The sequence below is a fragment of the Streptomyces sp. NPDC018045 genome, from assembly GCF_044327445.1.
In the GTDB taxonomy this organism is placed as follows: domain Bacteria; phylum Actinomycetota; class Actinomycetes; order Streptomycetales; family Streptomycetaceae; genus Streptomyces.
Genome location: NZ_JBIRFL010000032.1, coordinates 1 through 26,531 on the forward strand (window position 1 = coordinate 1; position 26,531 = coordinate 26,531).

General features: G+C 71.5%; 18 protein-coding genes and 5 pseudogenes. 11 read left to right on the forward strand and 12 right to left on the reverse strand.

Going from position 1 to position 26,531, the window contains the following annotated elements:
• Positions 1-913: 913 nt before the first annotated feature.
• A pseudogene (locus ACH4EB_RS34610) lies at positions 914-1,192 on the reverse strand (hypothetical protein); the annotation flags it as partial.
• 266 nt (positions 1,193-1,458) lie between these two features.
• On the opposite strand from ACH4EB_RS34610, the gene ACH4EB_RS34615 reads away from it, so the two are divergent.
• The 3 genes and pseudogenes from ACH4EB_RS34615 to ACH4EB_RS34625 all read left to right on the forward strand — a co-directional run bounded on the left by ACH4EB_RS34615 (position 1,459) and on the right by ACH4EB_RS34625 (position 3,483).
• On the forward strand, positions 1,459-1,998 hold the full coding sequence (locus ACH4EB_RS34615) for a lipoprotein (protein ID WP_398352277.1): 540 nt from the start codon (positions 1,459-1,461) through the stop codon (positions 1,996-1,998).
• Positions 1,999-2,048: 50 nt separating this feature from the next.
• Positions 2,049-2,420, forward strand: a complete 372-nt coding sequence (locus ACH4EB_RS34620) for a hypothetical protein (protein ID WP_398352279.1) — start codon at positions 2,049-2,051, stop codon at positions 2,418-2,420.
• Positions 2,421-2,506: 86 nt separating this feature from the next.
• Positions 2,507-3,483 (forward strand): annotated as a pseudogene (locus ACH4EB_RS34625) (TniB family NTP-binding protein).
• A gap of 1,159 nt (positions 3,484-4,642) precedes the next feature.
• Here ACH4EB_RS34625 and ACH4EB_RS34630 read toward each other — a convergent pair.
• On the reverse strand, positions 4,643-6,871 hold the full coding sequence (locus tag ACH4EB_RS34630) for a helix-turn-helix domain-containing protein (protein ID WP_398352280.1): 2,229 nt from the start codon (positions 6,869-6,871) through the stop codon (positions 4,643-4,645).
• A 766-nt stretch (positions 6,872-7,637) separates the two neighbouring features.
• Between ACH4EB_RS34630 and ACH4EB_RS34635 the strand changes: the two genes are divergently transcribed.
• Positions 7,638-8,600, forward strand: coding sequence for a ribosome-inactivating family protein (locus ACH4EB_RS34635; RefSeq protein ID WP_398352281.1), 963 nt, complete (start codon positions 7,638-7,640; stop codon positions 8,598-8,600).
• 149 nt (positions 8,601-8,749) lie between these two features.
• Here the strand turns inward: ACH4EB_RS34635 and ACH4EB_RS34640 are convergent.
• Positions 8,750-8,982 (reverse strand): annotated as a pseudogene (locus ACH4EB_RS34640) (transposase); the annotation flags it as partial.
• 116 nt (positions 8,983-9,098) lie between these two features.
• Positions 9,099-10,064, reverse strand: a complete 966-nt coding sequence (locus ACH4EB_RS34645; protein WP_398352282.1) for an Lrp/AsnC family transcriptional regulator — start codon at positions 10,062-10,064, stop codon at positions 9,099-9,101.
• 115 nt (positions 10,065-10,179) lie between these two features.
• Here ACH4EB_RS34645 and ACH4EB_RS34650 point away from each other — a divergent pair, with 115 nt between their 5' ends.
• A complete protein-coding gene (locus ACH4EB_RS34650; protein WP_398352283.1) occupies positions 10,180-11,616 on the forward strand; it encodes an FAD-dependent monooxygenase in 1,437 nt (478 codons plus the stop codon).
• A 312-nt stretch (positions 11,617-11,928) separates the two neighbouring features.
• Here the strand turns inward: ACH4EB_RS34650 and ACH4EB_RS34655 are convergent, their stop codons facing one another.
• Positions 11,929-12,342: a DUF1761 domain-containing protein gene (locus tag ACH4EB_RS34655; protein WP_398352284.1), complete on the reverse strand. Its 414-nt coding sequence runs from the start codon at positions 12,340-12,342 to the stop codon at positions 11,929-11,931.
• A 215-nt stretch (positions 12,343-12,557) separates the two neighbouring features.
• Here ACH4EB_RS34655 and ACH4EB_RS34660 point away from each other — a divergent pair, with 215 nt between their 5' ends.
• The gene (locus ACH4EB_RS34660) at positions 12,558-12,836 is read left to right on the forward strand and encodes a hypothetical protein (RefSeq protein ID WP_398352285.1); all 279 of its coding nucleotides are present in this window, start codon (positions 12,558-12,560) and stop codon (positions 12,834-12,836) included.
• A gap of 119 nt (positions 12,837-12,955) precedes the next feature.
• Here the strand turns inward: ACH4EB_RS34660 and ACH4EB_RS34665 are convergent, their stop codons facing one another.
• Positions 12,956-13,249 (reverse strand): hypothetical protein, encoded by a 294-nt coding sequence (locus tag ACH4EB_RS34665; RefSeq protein WP_398352287.1) that lies wholly within the window; start codon positions 13,247-13,249, stop codon positions 12,956-12,958.
• Between the two features lie 464 nt (positions 13,250-13,713).
• Here ACH4EB_RS34665 and ACH4EB_RS34670 point away from each other — a divergent pair, with 464 nt between their 5' ends.
• From ACH4EB_RS34670 to ACH4EB_RS34690, 5 genes and pseudogenes are all read left to right on the forward strand, one after another.
• Positions 13,714-13,851, forward strand: a complete 138-nt coding sequence (locus ACH4EB_RS34670) for a hypothetical protein (protein ID WP_398352288.1) — start codon at positions 13,714-13,716, stop codon at positions 13,849-13,851.
• An 82-nt stretch (positions 13,852-13,933) separates the two neighbouring features.
• Positions 13,934-14,089 (forward strand): annotated as a pseudogene (locus ACH4EB_RS34675) (transposase); the annotation flags it as partial.
• Positions 14,090-14,599: 510 nt separating this feature from the next.
• On the forward strand, positions 14,600-15,934 hold the full coding sequence (locus tag ACH4EB_RS34680) for a glycosyltransferase (RefSeq protein ID WP_398352290.1): 1,335 nt from the start codon (positions 14,600-14,602) through the stop codon (positions 15,932-15,934).
• A gap of 104 nt (positions 15,935-16,038) precedes the next feature.
• Complete coding sequence (locus ACH4EB_RS34685) at positions 16,039-17,490, forward strand: hypothetical protein (RefSeq protein WP_398352292.1); 1,452 nt, start codon at positions 16,039-16,041, stop codon at positions 17,488-17,490.
• Between the two features lie 737 nt (positions 17,491-18,227).
• Positions 18,228-18,766, forward strand: a pseudogene (locus ACH4EB_RS34690) (NAD(P)-binding domain-containing protein); the annotation flags it as partial.
• 192 nt (positions 18,767-18,958) lie between these two features.
• Here the strand turns inward: ACH4EB_RS34690 and ACH4EB_RS34695 are convergent.
• The 6 genes from ACH4EB_RS34695 to ACH4EB_RS34720 all read right to left on the reverse strand — a co-directional run bounded on the left by ACH4EB_RS34695 (position 18,959) and on the right by ACH4EB_RS34720 (position 26,530).
• Positions 18,959-20,242: a cytochrome P450 gene (locus tag ACH4EB_RS34695; RefSeq protein WP_398352337.1), complete on the reverse strand. Its 1,284-nt coding sequence runs from the start codon at positions 20,240-20,242 to the stop codon at positions 18,959-18,961.
• A 95-nt stretch (positions 20,243-20,337) separates the two neighbouring features.
• On the reverse strand, positions 20,338-21,423 hold the full coding sequence (locus ACH4EB_RS34700) for a methyltransferase (RefSeq protein WP_398352294.1): 1,086 nt from the start codon (positions 21,421-21,423) through the stop codon (positions 20,338-20,340).
• 79 nt (positions 21,424-21,502) lie between these two features.
• Positions 21,503-23,176, reverse strand: coding sequence for a serine hydrolase domain-containing protein (locus ACH4EB_RS34705; protein ID WP_398352295.1), 1,674 nt, complete (start codon positions 23,174-23,176; stop codon positions 21,503-21,505).
• On the reverse strand, positions 23,173-24,087 hold the full coding sequence (locus tag ACH4EB_RS34710; protein ID WP_398352297.1) for a class I SAM-dependent methyltransferase: 915 nt from the start codon (positions 24,085-24,087) through the stop codon (positions 23,173-23,175). Before ACH4EB_RS34710 ends, ACH4EB_RS34705 begins: the two co-directional genes overlap by 4 nt.
• Positions 24,084-25,223, reverse strand: coding sequence for a Gfo/Idh/MocA family protein (locus tag ACH4EB_RS34715; RefSeq protein WP_398352299.1), 1,140 nt, complete (start codon positions 25,221-25,223; stop codon positions 24,084-24,086). The genes ACH4EB_RS34710 and ACH4EB_RS34715 overlap by 4 nt, the downstream gene beginning before the upstream one ends.
• Positions 25,220-26,530, reverse strand: a complete 1,311-nt coding sequence (locus ACH4EB_RS34720; RefSeq protein ID WP_398352301.1) for a B12-binding domain-containing radical SAM protein — start codon at positions 26,528-26,530, stop codon at positions 25,220-25,222. The genes ACH4EB_RS34715 and ACH4EB_RS34720 overlap by 4 nt, the downstream gene beginning before the upstream one ends.
• Position 26,531 lies beyond the last annotated feature (1 nt).

Genomic DNA, 26,531 nt, shown 5'->3' on the forward strand with positions numbered 1-26,531 from the left:
CGGGATTCACACGCTGGCTGGTAAACGCCCGCGCGGTCCTCAGCACCCCATAGCGCGACGGCCCGGCCGCCCCGACCACCACGCGGATACAGCGGAGCTGAAAAACACCTCCCCTCACCAGCGGACCCCATCACTCATCCCCCACCCTGACCGGGAAGGCCACCACGCCGGATACGCCCGCATCCGTGCAGGTACGCACCACACTGCCCACTTCTCAGGGCGCGTCCGCGTCCGCGGGCGGAGACAACGTACGCAGCACCGCCTCCAGCCGGCAGACCGCGCACGTGGTGGCACCTCCGGCTTCATCGCCAGGACAAGGTCAGCACGCTTCGTTCCCCGGGCAAGAAGAGGACGGCGGGCCCGGGCCGGGCGGCAGCCAGATGCCGTGACGCCACCCGCCCAGCCCGCCTACGCCTCCGAACCGCTCTCTTCGTCCTCGTCATAGCCCGGCATCAGCAAGGGCTCAGCAGACCTCGGCCGCGAGGTAGAGCGCGCACGGCTGGCCTTGCGTACGGTCCAGGCCGAACCGGTCGACCATCTCCTCCAAGAAGGCGCCCGCGTCCGGCCAGGCGGGCGGGACATGAACCTCGCGCAGGGTGTCGACCAGGCCCGGGAGGTCACCCCGGCGCCCGGCCTCGGCGCACCGCGCCGACAGCCGGCGGTACATCGGCGGCGAATGCGCGATCACGCCCTCGGCGACCAGACGGTAGTGCAACTGGCGCAGCGTGCAGTTGCCCGGCCCGCAGCCGTTCGCGATCTGCCGTGCTCGCGCCACCACCACGGCCCACCGAACCCGCCGTAAGCCCATACCGGTACATGTACATGTACCGCGCTGCACCGCGCAGCGCCACGACGCGTCGGACGGAGCCGCGCCGCAGCCGCTGCCCTCCTCCCAGCGGCAACCCGGTTCCCAGGGAACGTCGCCGTCCCAGTCCCACCGGCCCGCATCTCCCTGGCTGGGCTCGTACAGCGCCCGGCCGCCGGCGCCGAACCGCCCGACCTCCGTCATCAGCGCGACGCCCGTAGCGATCTCGTCCGGCGTCCAGCCGGTGATGTCGAGCAGCAGGCCGTCCAGCGGGCCGCCCACCAGCTCCGCGTACGTACGGCCCGGCCGCGGGCCCGGGCGCGGGTCGTCGAAGTCCGTGCCATAGACCCGGCCGCGCAGCAGCTCCTCACCCCTGTCCCAGCCCATAACCACCAGACTCCCAGCACCCACCGACAACACGGACGGCCTTCCCACGCCCCAGGAAGCGCAGTACGGCGGACCCGCCGTCACGGAAGCCCTCGAAGGTCCGCGCAGCGGACGTCCGGGGGTCAGCGGGAAGGAAGGGGGCAGGAGGGGCCGACGGGGAGGGACCTGCAGAATGGGGGGCATGGGACGTGAGGGGGCGTAGGGACGTGAGGACGGGGGGCTCGGTGCGGTACCGCTTGCGGCGGGCCGTGTGCTGGGGGTTCGGCGTGGTGCTGCTGGCGGGGGCGGCCGTGGGCTCGGCGCGGTGGGAGCCCGTTTCCGTGGTCACGCTGGGCGGGTCCCGTTCGGTGTGCCAGATGCCGGTCACGATCGAAGTGCGCGGAATGTGGAAGGCGACGCCGCCTCACACCCGCCCGTCCCGGCTCGGCTTCGACGCCCTTTGCGCACTCACTTTGAAGGAAGGAAAGCGAGAGGTAACGCTGACGGTCGATGCCGACCGGAAGAGGAGCGACGATCCCCGCACATCGCTGAGCTTGCACGAGGGGACGTACCTGGCCAACTACGGCGAGTACATGCGCGGTGGGCGCATGAAGGCCACGACAGCCGCCGGGCGGCCGGCCGAAGAAATGCGCTACCGGCTCGATCCGGGTGGCGTACCGGACATCCGGGTCCACAAGATCGCGGTGATGGCGCCGGAGGGCACCATCGTGCTGGACGTGAGCAGCTACTGCTCCGGGTGCGAGGGGTACGCCCGCCGGGTTTACGAAGAGGTGAGGGCCAGCATGCGGGTGCGGGGCGTCGACTGAGGGGCGGTGGGGCGAGGAGCGTACGGCCAACCGGCGCGCATGCGAGGCGAGTGCAGGCGTTCAGGCTCCAGTGGGGCCAAGGCCGCGCCGAGGCCGGCCTCACCCCCGAAGACGACCCACAGAAACTCTTCACAACGGCATGCCTGCACGGACTGCGTGCCAAGCTCAGCGACGCCCTCGACCAGCTCATGCGCCGCATCCACAGCGGCCACGCCACCACACCGAACAAGCCCTCCTCGCCCGCGCCACCACAACGCCGGTCCCCGCCGCCCGGCACCCCCACGACACCGGCCCCGCCGGCGCAGCACGACGAGGACGACAGCATCGACGAACTCGACGGCCTCCCCGACGATGACACCCACCCCGCCGCGGCCACAGGATGCGGGCTCTACGACGCACATGAGGAAGCCGCCAAGTGGTGAACACCCGCCCCCGCCCCACAGCACAGGAACCGAGCAGCGCACCCGCCGACGCGGGCAGCAACGGCACGGCCGAGCCGTCCTGGCCCCTGACCACCTGGCAGGGCTGGCACCCCTTCGCCACCACCGCCCCACCCGCCCCGTCCCGGCCCGACGACCCGCCCCGCAGCACCGACGAACGCCTCGCCTACCCCTCCGCGTTCGTCACCATCCGCACCCCCGCCATCAGCCAGCTCGCCACCCAGGTCCGCACCCCGATGATCCTCGGCTGCCACCAGCAGACCACCGCACGCCCCTCCCTGATCGTCACCGGACCCGCCGCAGCCGGCAAAACCACCGCCCTGCTCAACGTCGGGCGCGCCTGCCACCTCGCCCACACCCGCAAGAACCCCGCACCTCCCGGGTCAGCCCACGCCGCGGCACCCGTGGCGTACGTCCTGGTCCCGCCCGGCGCCACCGCGAAAACCCTCATCACCGAATTCGCCCGCTACCTCGGCCTCCCCGTGGCCGCCCGCATGACCCAGACCCAGATCACCGACGCCGTCTGCCACACCTCCACCGCCGCGGGCGTCCGACTCGTCCTCATCGACGAAATCCACCGCCTCAACCCCCGCACCACCACCGGCGCCCAGACCGCCGACCTGATCAAAGACCTCACCGAACGGCTGCCCGCCACGTTCGTGTACGCCGGCATCAACGTCACCGACACCCCCCCTGTTCAGCGGGGCACGCGGCGCCCAGCTCGCCGGACGCGCCACGCTCGTCGACTGCGGCCCCTCCCCACCCGCCACGGCACCCGCCAACCGTTCCGCGACGTCATCACCGACATCGAGAACGCCCTCGACCTGACCCGGCACAAGCCCGGCACCCTCCCCCGCCACACCCCCTACCTCCACCAGCGCACCGCCGACCGCATCGGGTCCCTCACCCGACTCATCCGCCAAGCCGCCATCACCGCCATCACCGCCATCCACGACAGCACCGAACGCGTCACCAAAACCACCTCGAAGCGGTACAGCTCGACCACCTCGCCGAACAACACAGACGCCCCACCCGCAGCCGCTAACCCCCACCCGCCGAACAGACAAAAAGCGCTGACCAGCACAACCACCAACCGAGCCTTACACGCTGGCAAAACCCACAACGAGCCCGGCCCCACTCAGCGCACACGACACAACCCCAGCCCACACCCCAAACGGCCCGCCGGAACCGTGCACCCGGCCTCTCTCAACAAACCCACAACACACCAGACCAGCAAGCCCGCGATACACCAACACCCCCCAGCGTTACGCTGATTCTGTCGCCGGCTTTCAGGTACGCGATGCGGGTGTTGTCAGAGACTGGCAGGGCGAAGCAGCCGGTGCACTCGACGCGTTCCGCTTCCGGCTGCTCGGTCAGGGCGCAGCTCCTTTCGAGTGGCGGCCGAGCCTGCCAACCCGGTCGTCGGGTGACCAAGGTTTTCCTGCGCAGCCGGGGCCCGGGCGCGGCATGTCAGGCGTAGCCGACACCGTCGCCCCGCTACGACCTGCTCTCGGACAGACCGCTGGCAATGTTCTCGATGTAGAGCAGAGACCATTCGACGCCGCCTCGGGCTGCGAACCGTCGGCCGCCGTGGCCGGCCTGGTCAAGGCGCCGCGTGCACGCCCCTGTGACCAGCCCTCCCTGTACGTCTACGACGGCGGCACCTGGAAGTACACACTCGTCATGACCCGCCTGGTCCATGCCGACAGCAGCACCGAACACCAGGAGCGGCCCGGATCTGGCCCCCGGGGTGCCCGCGTGCTCGTCCCTGTCGGTGCCCTGGCGGGTCGGGGCCGGTGAGTTCGAAGCCGACACCGGGCACCAGGCAGTCCGGAGCTTGTGGAGAGCAGCAAGTGATTCCCGCTTTCCACCGGTGACAGGGCGGTACCCGGTCTTCGAAGTGCACGCTGGTCAGCCGGGTCCTTTCGATACGTACGGGGAAGAGGGCCCGGTGCCGCAGGAGATGCACGAAGGCTCGCGCCCGAGCCGACCGGGCTGCGTCTCGATGACCGCCACGCTCGCTCCGTGCTCTACGCCGGGCCCGTGCTGGATCCGGGCTGGAGCAGGCGCGGTCAACGCGTTGCAGCCGGCAAAATCGCCGAGCCCGTGGCAGTCCACCGACACTGCCATCCGCAGCGACGGCAACGTGAGCCCCAGCGCCCCGCGCGCCGCCGGCCGCGGGCGGCAGGCGGCGAGTTGACGGTTCACGTCCGGGTGGACAGACGCGCGAGTGCCGCGTCGTATCGTGCCTGGAAAGCCGCGTCGGCTGATACGCGCAGCAGAGCGCCGAGCGCCCGTACCGCACCGTCGTCATAGCCGGAGGACTCCGCTTCCCGGGCCGCCAGGTCGAGTTGCCTGATGCCCTCGGTTTCGTTGCCGAGCCCCAGCAGCGCCTCTCCCTTCACCATGAGCAGCAGGATGTGAGGGATGTCGGTCGTGCCCGGCCGGTCGTGGAGGGCCAGGGCCTGGGCCTGGGTCGCGGTGTCGAGGGCCTGGCGCCATTTGCCGGCGTCGGCCCAGTGGCGGGCGAGGTGCTGCATGGCCAGTTTCTCGATGGTCCGGTCGCCGGCCTGGCGCGCCAGCTCCACCGCCCGCTCGCATCCCTGCGCGGCCTCGTCCAGGCTGTCGAGCGCCGCTTGCGCCATCGCCACAACGATCAGGGCGTTCGCCTCGGCCACCGCGTCACCTGCCCGGGAGGCCAGTGCGCGGGCGGCCTCCAGGTGGGTGAGCGCCTGCGGGATGCGCCCCTCCTCGATCAGGATCCAGCCGAGCACGTTGAGCACCCGCGACTCGCCGTGCTGGTCGGCGTCGGCCCGGGCCGCTTCGAGTGCGGTCTCAAGAAGCGGGGCCCAGCCGTCGCGCACGCGCCACACGATCAGCGGCCACAGCGTCAAGACGATCCGCCAGGTCCGCCCGTGCAGTGCGGCGGCGTGCGCCGCGGCCACCGCCAGGGTGAGGTCGTCCCGCTCGGCCACGTACCAGGCCACGGCGGCGGACCGGTCGCCGAACGTGCGCACGGCGGCCGGCGGCAGGCAGTCCGTCGGCAGCGGGAAGCACTCCTCGTTGCCGGGCTCGGCCGCGGCCACCGCCGCGAGACCCGTGGCGATGTAGTGGTCGAGCACGCGCTTGAGCGCATCAGGCCCGGCGTCCAGGCTCCGTGCATAGAGCCGCACCAGATCGTGCATCGTCCAACGACCAGGCGCCGTCTCCGTGACGAGGTGGGCAACGGCCAGCCGCTCCAGACAGGTCTCGGCGGCTGCCGGGTCCATGCCCGCCAGGGCCGCCGCGGCATACCGGTCGACGTGCGTGCCAGGGTGGCGGCCGAGATGGGCGAACAGGCGGGAAACAGGCCCAGGGAGCTGGTGCAGTGTCACCCGCAGCGCCGCCCGCACGCCGGTGTCCTCCACCTCCAGCAGGCTCAGCCGACGCGTCTCGTCGGACAGCTCGGCGGCCACCGCACCCAGCGGCCAGGTGGGCCGTTGCGCCAGCCGGGCGGCCGCCACCCGCAGCGCCAGGGGCAGCCCGCCGCACAGCTCGGCCAGCCGTCGCGCAGCCGCCGGCTCCGCGCATACCCGTTCGGTGCCGAGGACCTCGGCGAGGAGCATCGTGCCGTCCCTCGGCCCGAGCACGTCCACGGCGACAGGCCGGGCGGTGTCGGTGACGATCAGCCCCGGCAGCCGGTGTCTGCTGGTGACGACGGTGACGCAGCGGCGCCCGCCGGGCAGAAGCGGTCTGACCTGCTCGGAGTCCCGCGCGTTGTCGAGCACCACGAGGAGTTGGCGGTCGGCGGCCAGCGACCGGAACAGCGCGGCCGCGCCGTTGACCGACTCCGGTATCCGGCTGTGCGCCACACCGAGCGCCAGCAGGAACTCGCGCAGCACCTCCGTGAGAGAGGGCTCGCCCTGGTCGCCGAAGCCGCGCAGGTCGGCGAAAAGCCGCCCGTCGGGGAACCTGGAACGGCCGTGGTGGGCCCAGTACAGCACGAGCGCCGTCTTGCCCACCCCGGCGGGCCCGATGACCAGACAGACGGGCGCCTCACCCACGGCGGCCCGGGACACAGCGGCCAGCTCCGCCGCCCGCCCGTGAAAGCCGCGCGGCGCCCGCGGCAGCAGATCGGGCGCACCCGCGGGCGCCACGGTATCCACTACGGCGGCAGGCGGCAGTACCTCCTTGGCGGGGGCCCGGCGGGGCCGCCCCAGGCTCGCCAGGCGCTCCAGTTCCCTCGCGTCCTGCGGGCTCAGGCGCAGGGCCGCGGCCAGGGCGGACACAGTCCGGCGCTGCGGCCCGCGCGAGCGTCCGCGCTCCATGTACGACAGGGCCCGCACACTGATCCCCGCCGCCTGCGCCAGCTCCTCCTGGGTGAGTCCGGCGCCCTGGCGCAGACTGTGCAGGAGCGCGCCGAAGTCACCGTCAGCCGGTGTACCGGTACCCATGCTCAATGCCCCCACAACGCCACGGCCCACCGGATGCGCACCCCCACCCGCAAAAGTATGTCAGCAACCTACTTTTGCAGGTGGAATTCCCGGTGGCGTGCAGGTTCCGTCAGGTCGGCTCAAGGGCACACGAACGCGGGGCCGGCCCCACCCGGCCGCCCCGCTCCGTCACTGCACGCACCACGTGTCCGCCGGCGAAACCGCGGCGAATACCGCCGAGAGCGGGCCGGCCGGTGCCGCAAACGCGCTGTGTCCGCGCCGCGACACCCACCTCTTGCCTGACCCCGCGCACACCGACGAACGCATGGGAGGCCCGCCGCGACCGCTTCACCACCCCGGCATCCACGGATCCCGCTCCGCACGGGCCCGACGCCGCGTCTGGGTGTCCGGGGCCTGCCTGGCCACCGCGGCTGTCGTCTCCACCGTGACGTTGGGCACCGGCCCGGCGGCGTCAGCGCGCCCCGCCGATTCCGTGGCTTGTCCGACGGGCACCGCCGAGGCGGCGACCAGCAAGCCGCCCACCGACTGCAGCCCTGCCCGCACGGGCCGCATGCCTGGTTCGCGTGGACCGGCAGAACTACGGCAGAACCGTACTTCTGCCGGTGAAACTTCCTGGTACGCCTCGCTTCCCTCCGGTTGACTGATGGTGCTTCGGACGGAGGGCCGGCCCCACCCCGCCCCGGTCCGTTCCCCTGTGCACGGAGTTCTCGCAGGAGATCCGTGCCGCACAACCGACCGCTCGTTTTCCCCAGGAGTACCTTCCCGCATGAGACTTTCCCTGCCCGCCCGCCGGCTCATGAGCCGTGTCCTGATCCTCACCTTGGCGCTGATGGCCGCCGTCGGCGTGACGCAAGGGCTGTCCCCGAAGGCCCACGCCGACCCCGTGAGCCGTTGGACCCGCATCGACTGGGACATCACCAACCTGCGCAACACCAGCAGTCACGCGGCCGGCAACGCCTACGACAACATGCTCGTCGAATTGCGGCGCACCGTCAGCCACGCGATACGCCCCAACTTTCCGCACAGCGCCACCACCAGCCGAACGGACGCCTTCGTCGAGGTCGCGCTGATCGACCGCTCGGAAGCCAACCAGCACCGTCTCTCCGTGATCATCAACCCGCGCAACCTGTACGTGATGGGTTACTTCACGCCCCAAGGCAGGTACGTCTTCCGCGACCAGGACCCAGAGCCGATACGGGCTGCCTACAACGCCGTGTTCCGCAACAACCAGCTCGCGTCGAGGGACTTCCAGTCGCTCCCGTTCGGGCAGAACTACAACGACTTCTCCAACGAAACATGGCGGATGAACGACTCCTTCACGTCGCTTCGCAGCGACATCGACCACCTCGTCCACCTGCCCGCCGCCCCGCCCCGGCAGAACACCCCGCCGGCCCTGGCAGCCGGGCGGGCACTCACCCAGGTCGTCGCGGCGGTTTCCGAGGCAGCCCGGTTCGTGTGGATCCAGAACCGCATCGGGAACACGATCCGCAACGGGCACGACTGGGACGGCAACGCCTGGCAGACCACCCTCGGCCGTTTTGGCGCCGAGCTCGAAACCAGCTGGAGCGCTCTTTCACGCATGCTGGCCGACTACCTCGCCGGCCGGACAATCACTCCCGTCCAGATCGACGGCCGTGTATACCGCCACGGCAGCGACATCGAACTCGGCGACGGCACCAGCCGTCTGCCGGCCCTCGGCCTGGCGGTCGCTCTGGGATCCCGCTTCTGAAACAAGCATCGGCGTCCGCCCCCGTACGCCGATGTCCTCCGCCCCGCCCGGTGAGTAAGGCGGGGGCGCCGCCGCCCCCGCTCCACCGTTCGGAACCCGCGGGCGCGGACGGCGAAACGCAGCCTCAGAAGTCATTTTCTCCTGCTGCTTCAACCCTGGATGCCAGGTTCGTTGTGTTTGGCCGGATCGCGCCAGGCACGGCGGTCCCGCCGGTCAGGCGGCGGGCCAGCAGGTCGGCCATAACCAGGTGGATCATGGCTTCGGAGCGGGCGGGCAGGGTCTCGTAGTCGCGGGCCAGGCGGCGATGGAGCATGAGCCAGCCGTAGGTCCGCTCCACCGTCCATCGCTCGGGTATCGGAGTAAATCCCCTGGTCCGGGGGTGCGGGCCACGACGCCCCGTGCTCCCCGGGCTGCCGGTGCCGGGTAGCGCGCTGGTCTGGTGACGAGCAGTGTGCTGTACGCGGTTGAAACAGCAGGCGGAAGGGGGCTGGTCGGTCGCTAGGTCTGGTTCGCTGCCTGCTTGACGGTCCTGATCACTGGGGCCGTTTCGAGGTGGGTGATGGCTGGGAGTGCGGCGACCCGGGTGGTCAGGTACCGGTACAGCTCCCGTTGGTTCGTGCACACCACGCTCGCGTACAGGTTGGCCGGTCCGGTCGTGGCGGCGGCGAACGCGACCTCCGGGTGCCCGGCCAGCGTCCGACCGGCCTCCTCCAGGTGTGCGGGGGCGACCGAGAGCCAGAGCAGGGTTCGGGCGCTCACGCCGAACATGCGCCAGTCGACGTCGATGTCGAGGTGGAGCAGGCCGTGTTCGCGCAGCTCCGTCATCCGGCGCCGGACCGTCGTCGCTGACCAGCCGGTCGCCGCGGCCAACTGCTCGAACCCGGCCCGGCCGTCGGCGGCGAGCAGGGCGAGGAGCTTGCGGTCACCGTCGTCGAGCCGCACCGGTCCCGGGCGGTGCGGCATCGGAGGCGGGCGCAGTCGCCCGATCGCCTCCGCGTCCAGCGATCCGAGCTTTCCGACCAGATTGTCCGGGTCGCCGTAGAAGGCGTGCAGCACACAGTGCGCGGTCACTGCCTCCACGCGCGGGGTGCGGGGGAGTTTGGCCAGCAGCAGTGCCTCACTGTCCGCCTCGCTCTCGGTACGGGCCACGCAGGTGATCTCGGTGCCGCCGGAGGTGAGGCTCACCCAGGACGTGTCGGGGCGTCTGGCCAGCGCCTCGGCGACCGGGAGCGATGCGGCGGGCGCACAACGCACCCGCAGGAACCACAGGGTGGCGCCCAGCGCGGCGGGGTCGACCCCGCCCAGCACCCGTACCGCCCCGGCCGACCGCAACCGGGCGTACCGGCGGGCGATGGTGCGGTCCGACACGCCGAGGACCTCGGCGAGGGTGCTGAACGGGGCCCGGCCGTCGATCTGCAGGGCGTGCACGAGCCGACGATCCAGCTCGTCGTAGTCGGATTCCACCGAGCCGAGGTTAAGTGGTGTCAGATACCAACGCAATCGAGTCGGTTTCTGGCTCGGGTGGCTCGGCAGGCGGAGCGTTGCTTCCGTCCTGATCGACACAGCCACAGGAGAGTCCATGGACACCGATGTGCTCATCGTCGGCGCCGGCCCGACCGGAATGACGCTGGCCAACGAGCTGCTGACGGCAGGAGTGCCGACCGTGCTGGCCGACAGGCTGGCGCAGCGCAGCGACCTGTCCAAGGCAGGCGGCGTGCAGTCCCGCACGCTGGAGGCACTCGACCAGCGAGGGCTGCTGGAGCCGCTGCTGGCCACCGGAGATCACCCCGTCACCACCGGCCACTTCGCCGGTATCCCCCTGCCGCTCCAGCGCACCCGGCACCGCCTGCCATGGCGGTCCGTGCCGCAGGTGGTGATCGAGGGATTCTTCGAGCAGCACCTCGCCGCGCACGGCCTCCACGCCCGCAGAGGCCATGAACTGGTCGGCCTGGCCCAGGACGACAACGGGGTCACCGCGGCCTTCGCCGACGGCACCACCCTCCGCTCCCGTTACCTTGTCGCCGCCGACGGAGCCCACAGCACCGTACGGTCACTGCTGGGGGCCGCGTTCCCCGGCCAGCCCGGAACGTTGACAGTCACCGCCGCCGACGTGCGGCTGAGCGGCGTCGATCCGTCCACGTCGCACACCTGGAACGAGGACGGGCACTGGGCGGCACTGTTCCCGCTCGGCACCGATGCGCAGGGCCGGCGGCTGCGCCGGCTGGTCCTCGGCGGGCCGGGCCAGTCACTGCCGAGGGACGTCCCGGTCACCGAGGACGAAATCCGCCGCGGCCTGAGCACCGTGTTCGGAACACGGATGCACCTGCTCGAACTGCGCTACGCCCGCCGTATCACCAACGCCTCACGGCAGGCCGAGCAGTACCGGCACGGGCGGGTGTTCCTTGCGGGCGATGCCGCCCATGTCCACCTCCCGCTCGGCGCGCAGGGCATGAACACCGGAATGCAGGACGCGCTCAACCTCGGCTGGAAGCTCGGCGCCGCCGTGCACGGCTGGGCACCGAAGGCCCTGCTCGACACCTATCACGCGGAACGGCACCCGGTCGGGGCCGCCGTACTGCGCAACGTCCGGGCGCAGAGCCTGCTGATGGACTGGGCCGGCACCCGCGATCCGGAGGTGCTGGCCGCCCGGGAGATCTTCACGGCCATGGCCCAACTGCCCGACGTCCAGCACCATCTCGCCGACCTGATGTCCGGGATGGCCATCCGTTACCCGATGCCGGGCACCGAAACCCACTCACTCGTCGGCCGACCCGCACCGGACCTGGACCTCGGCCCGGCCCGGGTGCACGAACTGCTGCGGTCCGGGCACGGCATCCTGCTGGACCCGGCCGACACGTTCGCCGAGGTCGCCGACGCCTGGTCGGACCGGGTGGACCGGGCGGGCCAGGGCGCCGGCACCGAGCCGATGCTCATCCGGCCGGACGGCTACGTGTGCTGGGCCGGCGCGGACGACCCGGAACCGGCGCTCGAGCGCTGGTTCGGCGAGCCCCGCTGAGCCGACGGAGGCAGCCAGCCGTCGTGCAGAGGCCGGTGGTCAGCAACGGGCGCGGACAGCAGGTGTGCAGCAGTTCGGGCAGCGGCGGCACGCCCGGCGGCCGTGGAGACGCCGGGCTGGGGTTGAGTCGGGCGACGCCCCGGCCCGGGACACGGGGTGAACGGGTGCTCGTGGCCGCATCGGCTTCCCGCACCGTCCTCCGGGACCACGCCTCGCGTGGTGAACTTTCGTCGTCGGCGGGCAGTCCGCGGATCAGGACCTCACCTCCGGCCCCCACTTCGACGCCTCTGCGCCTCTGCGCTGGATGCAGCGCTACTGCAGCAACCCCACGGCGAGGGCCATGCCCAAGACCAACACCAACTGATAGGCACTGTTGATCACAGTGAGCTGCCGTGGCTTCTGCTCGAATGCGTTGTGCTGCGCCAAAGTCGTCAGCGAGAACCCCAGCCAGAGCACCGAGCCGACGGCCAGGTCGATCCATAGGGAGTCGCTCGCGAAGAAGCCCGTCGCAACGGAGATACTGCCGGCGAGCACCAGCGCCGTGACGAGAATCGATGCCAGAAGGACCACGAACGGAGACTTGCCGACTCTCCTGGAATCTTCCACCGTCACGCCCGTCAGCCCTCTCCAGACGCCGACGAAAGCCTTCCCGTACCAGACGCCGGCGATGGCCATCCCGACCGCAGTCGCCACCAGGACAGCCAGCCAACTGACGCTCAACTCCATGCAGGCCCCTTCTGCCCTCCCCGGAAGTGCTGACGCACTCGAAGCGTGACGGCCCGGCACATGGCGGGTCAAGCACATCCCTTTGAGGTGAGGGCGGGGGTCAGTTCGGAGTGATGGTCGCGGCTGGGCGCGGGAGCCGTACAGGGACCCGACCTGGCCGTACGTACGCCCGGCCTGGCCGTACGGGGCCCAACCTGGCCGTGCTGGTTCGACGTGTGGCCCCGACCGACCTCACCGTCAAGACGGTGCGGCGTCCGCCCCGGACCAGGGGTTTCGTCGTGCTCCCGCGCCGCTGGGCCGTGGAACGGTCCTGCTCGTGGATCATGCGGGCCCGCCGCCACTGCCGTGCCCACGAACGCCTGCCCGAGATGAGCGAAGCGCTGATCACGTGGGCCGCCATCACGCCGATGCCCCGGCGCCTGACCCGCCGCACGAACCGGCCCGCCGAACGCCGCGACGTGGCTCACGGCCACGTGATGCCGCAGGCCGCCTGACCAGCTTTCCGGCCGTCACACTCAGCCTACGAAGAGCAGCGGGGCCGGGCGGGGCGATCCTGTCCGGCCCCGCTGCTCGTCTGGTCAGTGTCGGCTTCCGAGCTGCCACCGCAGATGCGTCAGCACTTTACGAGGTATGCCGCTCCGGCCCACCGGTTCGCGTTGTTCCACAGCATGCGGAAACCGGTGGTGACCTTGAGGGACGCCTGCACCTTCTGGCCCGGCTGGAGCCTCTCCACGATGGGGGCGGCATTGGCCGGACGGGTACGGACATTGAGCCATGTGGTGGCCTTGAAGCAGGCTGTAGGTGCGGCTGCCTCGGCTCGGGCTGTTGGGGCGGTGACGCCGAGCGAGGCCGCAGCGGTGAGGAACACCGCGGCGAGGGCACCCACCGGACGGATATTCGATCGCATTCGGCAGCTCCTTTCTGCGTGCGGATCGTGCCGGGGCCCGCCGAAGACGACGATCGGGTCGGCGACGGTCATGTGCATCTGACTAGGCAGTTCTGCCCATCCCGCTATGACGCCCGATGCGGCATCCAGTCAAACCGCGCGAAGTGGTGATGGTGAGGCACCCAACCCCAGCGCACGCGAGCCGAGCGTGCGGCGCCGGCGCACCAGCGCAGACCGGCCCCGTTCCTGCACGACCGCGAGATCCACCCCTCTACGCCCTTGGAGTTCAGACACAGACTCTGAGTATCTGTTGCCATCGTCCAACGCAAACAATCGGCGCCATCGACATCGCTCCGTGCCAAGGTGGCCGCTGTCGCTGTGCACGTCCGATCTCTCTCCAACCGAGCACGAACGAGGTTTGACATGACGACGACTGCGGCTTTCTGTGAGGGAAGCAGCCACCTCAACACAACGCCGGCGGGGAAATGAATCTCGACCCTGCAGAGCAGCTCGCCGCCCAGCAGACGCTGACGCGCTACGCCCCCGCCCTGGATCACGGAGATCTGGTGGCGTTGCAGGGCGTCCTGGCCGAGGAGGCCACCTGGACGGTCAGGCGCCGGTGAAGTCGAGCAAGGCCCGTTCATCGGGCACGCGGCGATTCTCGACTTGGTGCGAGAGACAACGGAAGCGCAACCCGGGCACACGATCTGGTCAACGCGGAGGGTCGGGCCGTTGCTGTCGGCCAACGGTCGGCCCGGCCAGCCGGGCGGGCAGTGGGCGGATCACCGCACGGTGGTCAACGGGGTGCTGTACCGCGCCCGTACCGGGGTGCCGTGGTCGGGCCTGCCCGAACGGTACGGCCCGACCGCGGTGGAAGCACCTGGGTGGCCGCCGTCGGCGGAACGAATGACGTGAGGCCCGGATGCAGCCATACACCCTTTGCGTACCCCGCGGCCGCCTGATTGGCGTAGCTCGCGGGCACCGAAAGGGCCGCGGCTCCTGCGACGGCCGTCGCGTCGGTGTTTCTGCCGCGACGGGCTGGGCGGTTTCCTTCCATATCACGGCAGTGAAGCATACGCAGTGTTCGGACCCCCATCCAGCTCAAGGCGTCGGCGAGCGTGCTTGCGCGTCCATTCCTACCCAAGGATATCCGCATCGCCACGGCTCATACTTTCGTCACTGCAAGGTCGACTTTCCGCCGAAGCTGCGGCAGATGATCGCCTTTAGCATTCCCTTGTGAGCTGTTCCAGGACCACTGTCGCCGATCGTTTCAAGCCCAACCTCCGAAATCGTCTGCTTTCCCTTCGCCGGAACGCGCCTCATGGGGAATTGCAGGAGGTCCCACGGAGAAGTACAGGAGATTGCGTTGTCATGCGCATCGCGTTCTTGCTGCGCAACGCCTACGCCGTCGGCGGCACCATCCGTACGACCATCAACCTCGCCGCGCCGGTCGCCGAGCTGCATCACGTACGCCTCGTGTCCCTCGTCCGGCACCAGGCGGAACGGCCGCTGGAACCGCTGTTGGAGCCGCCACCGGGAGCGCCCCTGACCGCCCCGGTGGACCGCCGCAGGTCCGCGGCGGACCTGACGGACATGGCGAGCCCAGGCGCCGCGCCGCCCGTAGTCCATTTCCCCGCGGGCGAGGGCCTCACCGACCGGTACCACCGCGTCGCCGAACAGCGGCTCATCGACTGGCCGGCTACAACCGGCGCGGAGGCCGTGATCAACGCCCGCACCGGGCCCAACGTCCTGCTCGCCCGCTTCGGGCCTCCCGGAGCCCCGCACATCGGCCAGGAGCGCCTCAGGCACGCCGGCCACCCGCACCGTCTGCGCCGCCGGATGCGGCGTCGGTATCCGCACCTCGACGCGCTGGTGACGAAGCCCCGGGCCGACGCCCGGGCCCGCCGCCCCGGCCTGCGCCTCCCGCACGGCATGGTCGGAGCCACCCCCAACAGCGGGCCCGCCACGGCGCAGCCGACCGACGGCGCCGCCAAGACCGTCGTCCCGGCCGGGCGCCTGACCCGGGTCAAGCGCTACAACACGTTCGTCGTCGACGCCTTCGCCCGGGCCGGCGCACAGCATCCCGACCGGTCCCAGCGCATCTACGGTGAGGGGCCGGAGCAGGGCCGTCTCGCCACCAGAATCGGACGTCGCGGCCTGCGCGGCCGGGGGCGGCTCATGGGGGCCGCGACCCCGCTGGCCCCGGAGCGCGCCACGGGCTCCATATCGGCGGTCACCTCGGCGCTGGAGGCCTTCGGCATGACCCTCGTGGAGGCGATGCGCTGCGACCTGCCGGTGATCAGCACCGGCAGGTCGCACGGCCCGCACAGCCGGCGTGAGGTCCCGCACGAGATCCCGCGCGCCGGCAACGACGGCCGCCTGAACCCACGCGACGACATCCGCGCCGACATCCGCGCCGACAGCGGCGCCCTGCTGCGGCTCATGGGCGACCGGCACCTGCGTACCCGGATGGGAGCAGCCTCCCGCGAACGCGTCGCCCCGGCCTCCGCCCCCACAAGAGCCACTCGCAACTACGACCGCCTGCCCACCACCCTGCGCGCCCGCCACGACGCGCGCCCCGCAGACGTGCCCAGGCGCCGCAGAAACGATCCGGCACCGGGCTCAACGGCCCTGTACCGGGCCACCGGCACCCTGCTCGCCCGCACAGCACCGCGCCGCCTCTCGACCAGAACTCACATGTCATGATGGCCAAACACCCCAGTGCCGCAACCGACGGTCACCTGCCGGACTCCCCAGAGCACTCCGGTCCCTCGCGGCTCCACAGGCGTGCGCATCGCACTCTGCTCGCCGTGTGCGCCGCCTTCGTCTTCGTCCCCCTGATCCTTCTCCACCCGACACTGCCGCTCGGCTGGGACGAGATCGTCTATGCGAGCCGCTTCGCGCCGTACGCCCACGGCCTCGACGTACCGTTCGAAGCGCCGCGCACCCGTGGTGTTCCCGCCCTGATCGCCCCGGTGGCCGCGTGGTCAGACTCCGTGGTGCTGCTACGGGTCTGGCTGAGTCTGCTGGCGGGGGCCGCGCTGTATGGCGGATTCCGGCCGTGGCTGCGGGGGTTCGCCACCCGCCCGGCCGTGGTGCCGCTGGCTGCCGGAGCGTACGGCAGCCTCTGGTTCGCGCTCTTCTACGCCCCGTCGGCCATGCCCAACCACTACACGGCGATGGGCGCCACAGCGGCGGTGGGCTGCTTCACCCGTTGTGCAGGCGGCGAGCGCAGAAAACGGCTGTTGTACGGCCTTGCCCTCGCTCTGGCTACGGCCACCCTGATGCGCCCCAACGACGCGGTATGGATCGTGGGCCCGCTCCTGCTCGCCCTCCTGCTGCACCGTCCCTGGCGCGCACTCGCACCAGCCGCAGCGATAGCCGTGGGCGTGGCAGCGGCGGCACTCCCCTGGGTGATCGAGTCGGTCGTACGCTTCGGCGGCATCGGCGCGCGGCTCGCCCTGGCCACCGACCAACAAGGCGGGATGCATCCGCAGGTCAACCTGGCGGCCGTGGCCACGTCACTGGACGGCCCACTGCTGTGCCGCCCCTGCGCGGGCGACAGTTTCTCCCTGCCCGCATCCCTGTGGTGGTGCGCGCTGCCGCTCCTGGTCGGCGCGGGCCTGATGGTCGCCCACCGCTCACTGCCCGGGCAGCGAGCCGCGCTCTGGCTGGCGACAGCGGTCGCGACGTCCTCGGCACTCACCTACGTCTTCTTGATCGACTACGCGGCGCCCCGGTTTCTGCTCACCTCATATGCCCTGCTGATGCTCCCTGCGGCGGTGGCGCTGCACGCGCTGTGGCGGGCGGCCCGGACGCACAGCCGTCTCGGCGTCGCCGCGCTGGCCATCGCGCTCTGCGCTCACCTGGCCGTGCAACTTGCCATCCTGAACGGCCACGCCACCATCCAGACCGCCGCCCGCCAGGACTGGACCCGCATCACGGCGGCGTTGCGCACGGCGGGCATCGGCTCCAACTGCGTTATCGGCGGCAACAGTTCCGTGATCCCCATCGCTTACACGGCCCACTGTCACCCTGCTGCCCAGCATCCACACCGCACCCCTGACGCCCTCGTACTCCGCGGTACCGCCACTCCGCCTCCCCAACAGAACTGGCGAGTCGTCCCGGTTCCCGGCACGTACAACGACTGGCACATCGCGGTGCCGGCAACTGCTTCGGCGCGTCCCGGGCCGGAGCCGTCGACATCCCCTTCCACTGCCGCCGTCGACGCGCTGGTCGCCGCCCGCCAAGGGGCCGACTGAGAGCATTTCCATCAGTTACCTGCGTCAGGGCAAGCGATTCCGGCTGTCTCATGTACCCGCTGAACCGACGCCGGGTCCCGGTCGGCGGTTTCCACCGCCACCGCCCTCGTGGACGACGAATCCAGTGGGGCGTTCGGGGCTTCCGTTCCCGCCCGTACTCGGGAATCTTCCCACCCGTACTCGGCAATCTCCCCGCTCACAGGGCCCAGCGGGCGGGTGCCGGTGGCGGCCGGAGCGGTCTCTTCGGCCCCGGCGCTCGTCGGGTGAGACGGCGCACGCAGGCGGGTCGTCGACGAGATCTTGCGTGCGGGCCGCTTCGCGCGTCAACGCCGGGCACGGCGAGCGGTCTCGCCCACTGTCCGTTGTTCTGGACCTGTCCCGGACAGGTCCAGAACAATGCGCTGACCAGGCCGGACGAGTTCACCGCTGTCCGGGACAGCGGCAATCACTTGCTCCTCCCACGGGCTCGGCGCAGCCTCTGCTGGACCTATGACCGCCGGCACGGAGTCAGCGGCACGAGACGACAGGGTGAGGACGCTTCCTGGATCGCCGGGGTCGCCGCGCTGCTCCCCGGCATTGTCTGGTGCTCCCCGTTCGGCGCCACGACCGTGGACAAACGCGGCCACGGCGAGGACGTGACCGTAGTGACCCACCACGTCCACGAGGGGAACCGCGACCCCGAGGGGACCGCCAGCAGCCTTGCCGCCTCGGGCGTCGGCCTGATCGCGCTGGAGGAGGTGTCGGCACGCACGGCGCCGCTGTACGAACGGGCGCTGGCCACTTCCTGTCCGTACCACCTGGCCCGCACCTGGCGTGCCGCCGGCCACCCGGTCACTGTTTGGAACCGCACCCCGGCCCGCGCCTCGGCGCTCGCCGCCGAGGTGTCAGGGGCGCGGACAGTGCCGCCGAGGCGGTCGCAGCGAACACCTTGGTCGTCGTCTGTCTGTTGGACGACGCCTCGGTCGGCGAGGCGCCGGCCGACATCGACCTGGCCGGCACAGACCTGGTCAACCTGACCACCAGCGCCCCCGCGCAGGCCCGTACCCGCGCCGAGTGGGCCCGCGAGCGCGGCGCCCGTTACCCGGACGGCGGCATCATGGCTGTCCCGCCGATGGTCGGCGCTCCGGAAACTGGCGGGTACGTCTTCTACAGCGGCTCGCGGGTGCTGTTCGAACAGCACCGGGGGACGCTGGGCGTCCGGGCCGGCACCACTTACGTCGGCGAGGACGCGGGCTTCGCGGCCCTGCACGACGTGGCCCTGCTCAGCGCCATGTACGCCCCTGCTTCGAGCTGATGCGCCGCCGCCTGGCCGAGGGCAGCGGCGAGGAGGGCCTGACGGGCGTGGTCGATCTGCTGCTGCGCTGACTGGTTCCTTGCTGTCCTCAGCACCCGTCTCCGGAACCGGGTTGCCCTGTGACCGCCCTCGGCCTGCCCCACGGAAAGGGCGTGCGGAGTGCTGCGGGCCCGGTCACCTCGCGTCCGTTGCACAAGTGCTGCCGGAAAGGGTCACCGGCAGAGCGACCGGGCCGCGGACGACAGCTTCGGGCCGTCGCCAGCGGAGGGAGGACAAGGGGGCGGACGGGGCGAGGCCGGGAGCCGCCGCGGCCAGTTCCTCCAAGGCCACGCGCAACTGTGTGCGCGCCAGTTGGGCGCCCAGGCAGATGTGGGCGCCGTGGCCGAAGGTCAGGTGGCGGGCGGGCGAGCGGGTGACGTCCAGCCGTGGGGCGTTCAGGTGCGTACGCGGGTCGAAGCCGGCGTGCAGCAGGGACACCACGACGGCCTCCCCGGCCCGTATCCGGACCGTGCCGAGGGCCAGGTCCTGCCGCGCGACGCGGGTGAAGCTCATCGGTACGACGGGGGCGTAGCGCAGCAGTTCCTCCACGGCTGCGGACGACGCGCGCTCCGGGCACGCCGCCGTCGCCAGGAGGCGCCACTGCTCGGGGTGGTCGAGCAGGGCGACGACGGCCAGGCCCAGTTGGCCGATGGAGGTCTCGTAGCCCGCGTTGAGGAGCAGCTCGACCAGCGCCGTCAGCTCCTCGTGGCTCAGCGCTCCGCTCTCGTCGTGCGCGCTGGTCAGCGAGCCCAGCATGTGCCCGCCGGGCCGGTGTCCGGCTTCGGTGATCAGTTTCCCGATGTAGTCGCGCAGCACGTCACGGGCCGGGCCCCGCTCCTCGAAAGTTCCGGTGGTGATGCCCAGGGCGCGGTCCGCCAGTTCGGCGAAGTGCGCGTGTTCGGCCTCGGGGACGCCGAGTACGCGGCAGATGGTGGCGGCGGACAGGGGCATCGCGTACTGCGCGACGAGGTCGATACGGGTACGGCCGGCGAGGAGCCGACGGGCCGTGTGGCGGATGCCGTCCTCCATGCGGGCGATGGCCTGCGGGGTGAAGGACCGGTTCACCAGCCTGCGCAGGCGGGTGTGCTGCGGCGGGTCGAGGCTGGTGAGGGCTGCCGGGTCGGGGCGGAGCGGGTGGATGGCCGGGGCGGTGGGCGCGGTGGCCGCGGCGCGGCTGAACCGGTCGTCGGTGAGGACCTTGCGGCCCAGGTCGAAGCCGGTGACCAGCCAGATGTGGTCGCCCGTGGGAGCGACGACGGGGACGACGTCCGCGACGCTGTCCGCGGTGGGCAGGAAAGCGGGAAGTGGCCCACCCTGGGCGGCTCGGGCGAGGTTGCGGTGGCCGGCGGGCGCCGTGGGCGAAAGGGCGGCGCAGCGTCCGTTCGGTGCGGCCCCGCCGGGCTGGTCCGGGTGTTTCATCGTGCTCACTCGCTCCCCATGGACGGAGGGACGGCGCCGGGCGCGGCGCCGGGCCGTCCGCCCGGCGCCCGTCGGCCCCTGCTGCTCGGTGCGGGCTACTTGGTACCGGCGACGAGATACTCCGGACCGTCGAGGTGACGGACGGAGGTGTCCCGGAAACCGGCCTCTTCCAGCCACGCCCGGCAGTCGGCGCCGGTGTACCCCAGTCCCCCGGCGGAGACCAGCGAGACGTTGAGGCTGATGAGCAGTCCGGTGGTGCGGTCCCTGCGGTCGTCGTCGATGAGGGACTCGTAGATGAGCAGGGAACCGCCCTGGGGCAGTGCGTCGTACGCCTTGTGGATGAGCATCTTCTTCGTGTCCAGGTCCCAGTCGTGCAGGACGTGGCCCATGACGAGGACCTCGGCCGTCGGCAGCGGCCCGGTGAAGAAGTCCCCGCCCTCGAACCGCGCCCGGTCGTCGATGCCCAACTGCTTGGTGTGGACCGTGAAACCCGGTTCGACCGCGGGCAGGTCGAAGCCGATGCCTTCCATGTGCTCGTGGCGGGTGAGGATCTGGGCCAGCAGGGCGCCCTCGGCACAGCCCACGTCCACCACGGAGCGCACGTTCCGCCAGTCGTACGTCTCGGCCAACGCGTGGTTGGCGCCCATGCTGTATCCGGTCATCGCCCGCAGGAAGCCGGTCACCTGGTCCGGAGCGGCGAACGCCGCCCCGAAGGTGTCGCTGTCGGCGTCGGCGGCGACCAGTTCGGCGTCGGTCGGTGCCGCGTCGCCGGAGCCGCCGGATGCGGCGAGGGCGCGGGAGAAGTCGAGCCGTCCGCCGGTGCGCAGGGCTTCGGTGAGGCCGGCCCAGCAGGGGAAGCCCGCGTTGAGGAACTCCAGGTACCCCGAGATGTCGGTGGCGGGTTTGCCGGGGTCGAGGTGACGGTCGGCCAGCGGGGAGTTGCGGTAGATGCCGTCCTGGCGCACCAGCAGGCCCATCGATACCAGGGCGTCGAGGAAGTCGGCGCCGCCGCGGCCGGTGATGCCGAGGCGGGCGCGCAGCTCCTCACCGGTCGCCGGCTGCCGGGCCAGGGTTTCGAAGACCTTGAGCTCCACGGCGCTCAGCAGGGCCTTCGACTTCCAGAAGGCGACCGCGAGATCGAGGATGGCGTGCGGCGAGTCGGACGCCGGAGGCTTGGTCATGCGGGACTCCGTTCACAGGACGTAAGGGATGGGACCCGCCGGCCGGCGGGTGGGGGTGAGCAGGAGCGAAGGCGTCGGATCATGCCAGGCCCAGGTCTTCGTACAGGGCGTCGCCGATCGCGATCATGCGTTTCTGGTGCTCCTCCTGCCAGGTCTTGCCGTTGAGGTGCAGCGCCACGACGAGCCCGGCGTCGGGGTCCGCGAAGGCCGCCGAGGTCCACAGTCCGTAGTGGCCGAACGCGCGCAGCGAGGCGTGGCGGCTGAAGGCCGTACAGATGTCGCCCAGGTGATGCGACTCGTTGCGGAAGCCCAGTCCCCAGTCGGCGTTGCCGAACGGGTCCACCAGACCCACCCGGTGGCGCGCGGTGAGCGCCATGACGGTCTGGGGCCGCAGTACGCGGTCCACCCGGCCCTGGCCGCCGTCCATCAGCGCCTCGAAGAACAGCGCGAGGTCGGACATCGGGCCGCGCAGGTTGAGTCCGGGAATGGGCCGGGTGCAGGACGCTTCGGTGGCGTACCAGTGGGTGGGCTGGATGGGGGCGCCGCCCCCGGCGATGTGGATCAGCGGCAGCCGGTCCGCCGTCCGCCGGTATTCCTGGGGCGTGAGGACCACTCGGGTGTCGCGCATGCCGCAGGGTGCCAGGACCTCCTCGGCGAGGAACTGCTCGTAGTCGCGTCCGTCGACCGCCCGGATCACCTCGGCGAGCAGGAACCACGCCCACCACGGTCCGTACGCGATCTTCGCGCCCGGGCGGACGTCGCGGGGCACCGTCATGGTGCGGAGCTGCTCGCGGCGGAGCGCCACGGGTGCGGCCATGGTGCCGTGCAGGGGGTCGAGCCCCATGGGTACGGCCGAGGTGTGGGTGAGCAGTTGGTACAGGGTGACGGTCTCCCTGCCGTCCCCGGTGAACCACGGCAGGTACCCGGCGACGGGCCGCATCGGGTCGAGCAGGCCCCGCTCCCACAGCCGGCCGACGGCCACGGCGCCGACCGGCTTGGAGCAGCAGTACCAGATCGGCAGGGCGTCGCGGGTGAACGGTACGCCGGGCCGGCAGTCGCCGAGGGCCACGGACAGCCTGGTTCCGGAATCGTGGTGCAGGACGGCGAACTGCGCGCCGGGCGTGCTTCGGCCGATCTCGTCGCGCAGTACGGACATGGTGCGCGGCAGGACCTGTTCGGCCTGCCCTCTCGCCTCCGTGTCCGGGTCCGCGTCAGCGGTGTCGGGGTGCGGGTAGGGGCGGCGGCCGGGTCCCGCGGAGGGCCGGGGTACGGCGGGCGGGCCGTGGTCCGCGGCCGGAGCGAGACCCGCGGTCACGGCCCGCAGCCGGACCAGGGCGCCGGCCCGGTCCTGTTGGAGCATGCGGTCCAGGAAGAAGACGAACAGGAAGACGCCTTCCAGACGCAGCCCACCGTGTTCGAACAGCCGCACCCGCTGTCTGCCGTCCCCGAACAACAGGACCGCGGCGTCCGCGACGCTCAGGGTGAGCACCAGCGTGGGCCGCTCCTCCCAGTCCTCGTCGGTGAACCGCACGTGTCCCGCGGACAGATCGGCCCGGACGAGAATGCGGTCGGCGGTGCCGGCGGGGGCGTCGGTGAGGCACAGTCCCAGGCTCAGCGCCGACGCCTTGTCCGGTGCGTCGGCTGCCGTGAGTTCGGCGGCGTGCCGAAGCCATCGCGGGGAGAAGAGCGGGCAGGGGGCAGGGGCGGTGGCCGTCGGGGCGTCGGTCTGGATCACCTCACCGGCCCTTGTCACGGCATCGTCTCCGTGGCCGTCGACGGCTGCGTACGCGCGATCGTGAAGCGCACCGCCGAGGTGTTGGTCAGGCTCCCGTCGGGCGCCCGCAGCCGGTCGAGTTCGGCGTCGACCGCCGCCTTGGCGTGCTCCATCGACGAGGCCGGTACCTGTTCCCAGAACATCCGCCCGGCGGTGGACCACACCCAGTCCCACCACTGGTGCGTGCCTCGGAACCGGGTCACGTACTGCTGCTCGACCGTCTCCACGGCGGCGAACCCGGCCTCTTCGAGCATGGCGTGCAGCGCCTCGACGGAACGGAAGGGGCTGTCCTCGGGCAGGGCGTGCGAGGAGCCTCCGCGCCCGTAGGGCGCGCTGGCGGCGAAGACCGGGTCCCAGCGGGGGTCCGGCCGCCCCCACCAGGAGATGGCGAGCCGGCCCCGGGGGGACAGCAGTTCCCGGTAGCGGGCCGCGGCCTGGCGCGGGTGCGGGAAGAAGAACATGGATATGCCGGCGAACACGGCGTCGAGCGACCCGTTCGCGGGCGGTGGCACCGCGTGTTCGCCGGCGTCCCAGTCGATCGTCTCGGCATCGGCGACCACCGCGTGGGCGTGCGTCAGGCCTGCCGCGCGCAGCGCCTCACGAGAGCGGTCCACCATGCCGCAGGACAGGTCGACGCCGATCGCGCTGCCGGTGAAGCCGGTCGCCTCGGCCGCCGGGACGAGCACGGCGCCGGTGCCGCACCCGACGTCCAGCAGCCGGTCGCCGGGGAGGATGTCGGCGTGTCCGACGAGGCGCCGGCCCAGCTCGGCGAAGTGGCTGACCCCCACCCGTTCGTAGGTCGGCGCGCTGCGGTCGAAGAGCCCGGCGAGCGCGGTCTTGCGGTCCTGCGCGGTGTCCGTCACGGGTTGCGGCGGCGCGGTCTCGGTCACGGCGATGTCCTTTCGGGGGCGTTGGTCCCGGCGGCGGGGCCGGTGGGAGCGGCATGGTGGGTGCGGACCGCGGTGCCGGCGCGGGCCGAGGCGTAGATCGCGGTCACCGCCTCCAGTGCCCGGCACGCACCGGGCCCGTCGGCCAGCGGCGGACGGCCGTCGCGTACGGCGGCGCAGAAGTCGGCGATCTGGTCGCGGTGCGGCTGGTACGGCAGCCCGCCCCGGTCGCGCACCGGCTCGGTCCGCTGCCGTGGAAGGATGTCGGCGACCTGGTTGCCCGCCCCGAACGCGCCGTAGGCCGCCGCCCGTTCGCCGGCACGTGCCGCGTGGAAGTAGACCAGCTCGTCGTTGTCGATCACCGCACTGCCGCGGTCGCCGTGCACCGCCAGGCGTGCGGTGCGGCCCGGGTACGCGGCCGTGGTGGCCAGCAGTACGCCCTGGGCGCCGCTGGTGAAGCGCAGGCTCGCGGTCGCCACGTCCTCGACGTCGATGCCCTGGTGTGCCAGCAGCCCGGTGTGCGCGGCGACCTCGGTGACCGGCCCGGCCAGCCACTGGGCCAGGTCGACCAGGTGCACGGCCTGGTTGATCAGCGCGCCGCCGCCGTCCAGCTCCCGGGTTCCGCGCCAGGAGCCGGAGGCGTAGTACGCCTGCTCGCGCCACCAGGGCAGTTCGACGACGAGGGAGGTCAGGCGCCCTAGCCGCCCCTCGTCGACGGCCGCCTTGACGATACGGACGGCGGGGTCGAAGCGGTGCTGGGAGACGACGCCGAGGGTCAGCCCACTCTCTCGTGCGGCACGGAGCAGCCGGCCGGCGGCGGCGGGGGTGACGTCGATGGGCTTTTCGACCAGTACGTGCTTGCCCGCGCGCAGCGCCTGGACACCCAGCTCGGCGTGGGTGCCGCTCGGAGTGCACACCGCTACGGCGTCGATGTCCGGGCGGGCGAGCAGGTCGGTGACGGTCAGCGGGTCGCAGCCCAGGGCGTCGGCCGCGTCCTTGGTGTGCCGTGGATCGCGGCCGGCCACCGCCGTCAGCCGGGCCTCGTCCGGCAGACCCTCCTGTTCATGGGTCAGCAGTCGCCCCAGGAAGGACCCGAGCACACCGCATCCGATGATGCCGAAGCGCAGCACGGCGCTCACCCCGCCGCCGGGACGATGGCGTTGCCCAGGTAGTTCGGCAGCTCGGTCAGCCTTGCCTGCTGGGCGTCCAGGTCGGTCGGGTAGGTGGCGCGGTAGTGCCGGGTGACCTCCTGCACCTCGCGCCAGGTGGTGGGCTTCCGGCCGCCGTTGTGGGCGGGCGCGAGCTGGTCGTAGAGCGTGGTGCCCGGCCGCAGGTAGAGCTGGTTGATGCCGAACCAGGCGGGCAGTCCGGCGGCCCAGTCGACCAGCCGGCCCGAGACGCATGCCTCGTCGTCCGGCAGCCCCATGAGGACGAACGCGAAGGGCACGATGCCGGCGTCGCGCAGCTTGATCACCGCCTGGCTGATCTGCTCCTCGCTGACCCGCTTGTGCACGCCGGTGCCGGCGATGGCGGGAGACTCGGCCCCCAGCCACATGCCCTGACAGCCCGCCCGTGCCCACTGGGACACATCGCTCTTGAGTACGATCTCCGCGCGGGTCTGGCCCACCCAGCCCAGGCCGCGGCCGTGCAGCCGCTCGCACAACTCGCCGTAGAAGGTGCGGTTGATGCCGAAGACGTAGTCGAGGAAGAAGACGAACTCCAGCCCCGCGGCCTGCTGGGCGTCGAGCTCCGCCGCCACCCGGTCCAGCGGCTGGTTGCGCATGCGGGTGCCGAACGGCAGATGGCAGAAGGTGCAGCCGTACGTGCAGCCGCGGGCGGCCAGGACCATGCCGCACGGGCCGGGGAGCGGCAGCCCGCCGGAGATGACCTCGGCGGTGTAGTCGGCGGTGGGCACCAGGTCGAAGGCGGGGAAGGCGAAGGCGTCGAGGGGGATGTTGGGGTACGGCCGGGGACGGGGGTCCGGGGAGTCCAGCAGGTTGTGGGGGGCGCTTCGGTCGCACAGCACCGGCGCTTCGACGCCCGCCAGTACGTCGGCGACCGCGCCGACGGTCGCCGAGTCGGTCTCGCCGATGGCTATGTGATCGACAGCGAGGTCGGCACGCGTCGATTCGGGCAGGTGGGTGCCGTGCGGACCGACCGCGATGGTGCGGGCCGAGGGGAAGCGCGTGACGGCCCGCTCCACGGCCGCCCGTACCGGGTCCAGGTCGAGGGGGTAGCACTGGGCCCGGTCCGCGATGGCCGTGAACACGACCAGCACGTCGTACGCGTCGCCGCCGGCCGGTGCGTCCTGGAGGCGCTGGTCCCAGATGGTGACGGAGTGGCCCGCGGCCCTCAACTGACCGGCCGCGGTCACCGCGTCCAGGGGCAGTTGGATGAAGTACTGGTCGAAGGGGTTGCTGGGGATGACGAGGCAGACGCTGCTCATG

Coding starts and splice junctions, on each gene's coding strand:
- ACH4EB_RS34695 (WP_398352337.1), bottom strand. CDS start 20,242: ATGAAACACCCGGACCAGCCCGGCGGGGCCGCACCGAACGGACGCTGC.
- ACH4EB_RS34630 (WP_398352280.1), bottom strand. CDS start 6,871: ATGGGTACCGGTACACCGGCTGACGGTGACTTCGGCGCGCTCCTGCAC.
- ACH4EB_RS34665 (WP_398352287.1), bottom strand. CDS start 13,249: ATGCGATCGAATATCCGTCCGGTGGGTGCCCTCGCCGCGGTGTTCCTC.
- ACH4EB_RS34700 (WP_398352294.1), bottom strand. CDS start 21,423: ATGACCAAGCCTCCGGCGTCCGACTCGCCGCACGCCATCCTCGATCTC.
- ACH4EB_RS34720 (WP_398352301.1), bottom strand. CDS start 26,530: ATGAGCAGCGTCTGCCTCGTCATCCCCAGCAACCCCTTCGACCAGTAC.
- ACH4EB_RS34680 (WP_398352290.1), top strand. CDS start 14,600: ATGCGCATCGCGTTCTTGCTGCGCAACGCCTACGCCGTCGGCGGCACC.
- ACH4EB_RS34670 (WP_398352288.1), top strand. CDS start 13,714: ATGAATCTCGACCCTGCAGAGCAGCTCGCCGCCCAGCAGACGCTGACG.
- ACH4EB_RS34650 (WP_398352283.1), top strand. CDS start 10,180: ATGGACACCGATGTGCTCATCGTCGGCGCCGGCCCGACCGGAATGACG.
- ACH4EB_RS34635 (WP_398352281.1), top strand. CDS start 7,638: ATGAGACTTTCCCTGCCCGCCCGCCGGCTCATGAGCCGTGTCCTGATC.
- ACH4EB_RS34655 (WP_398352284.1), bottom strand. CDS start 12,342: ATGGAGTTGAGCGTCAGTTGGCTGGCTGTCCTGGTGGCGACTGCGGTC.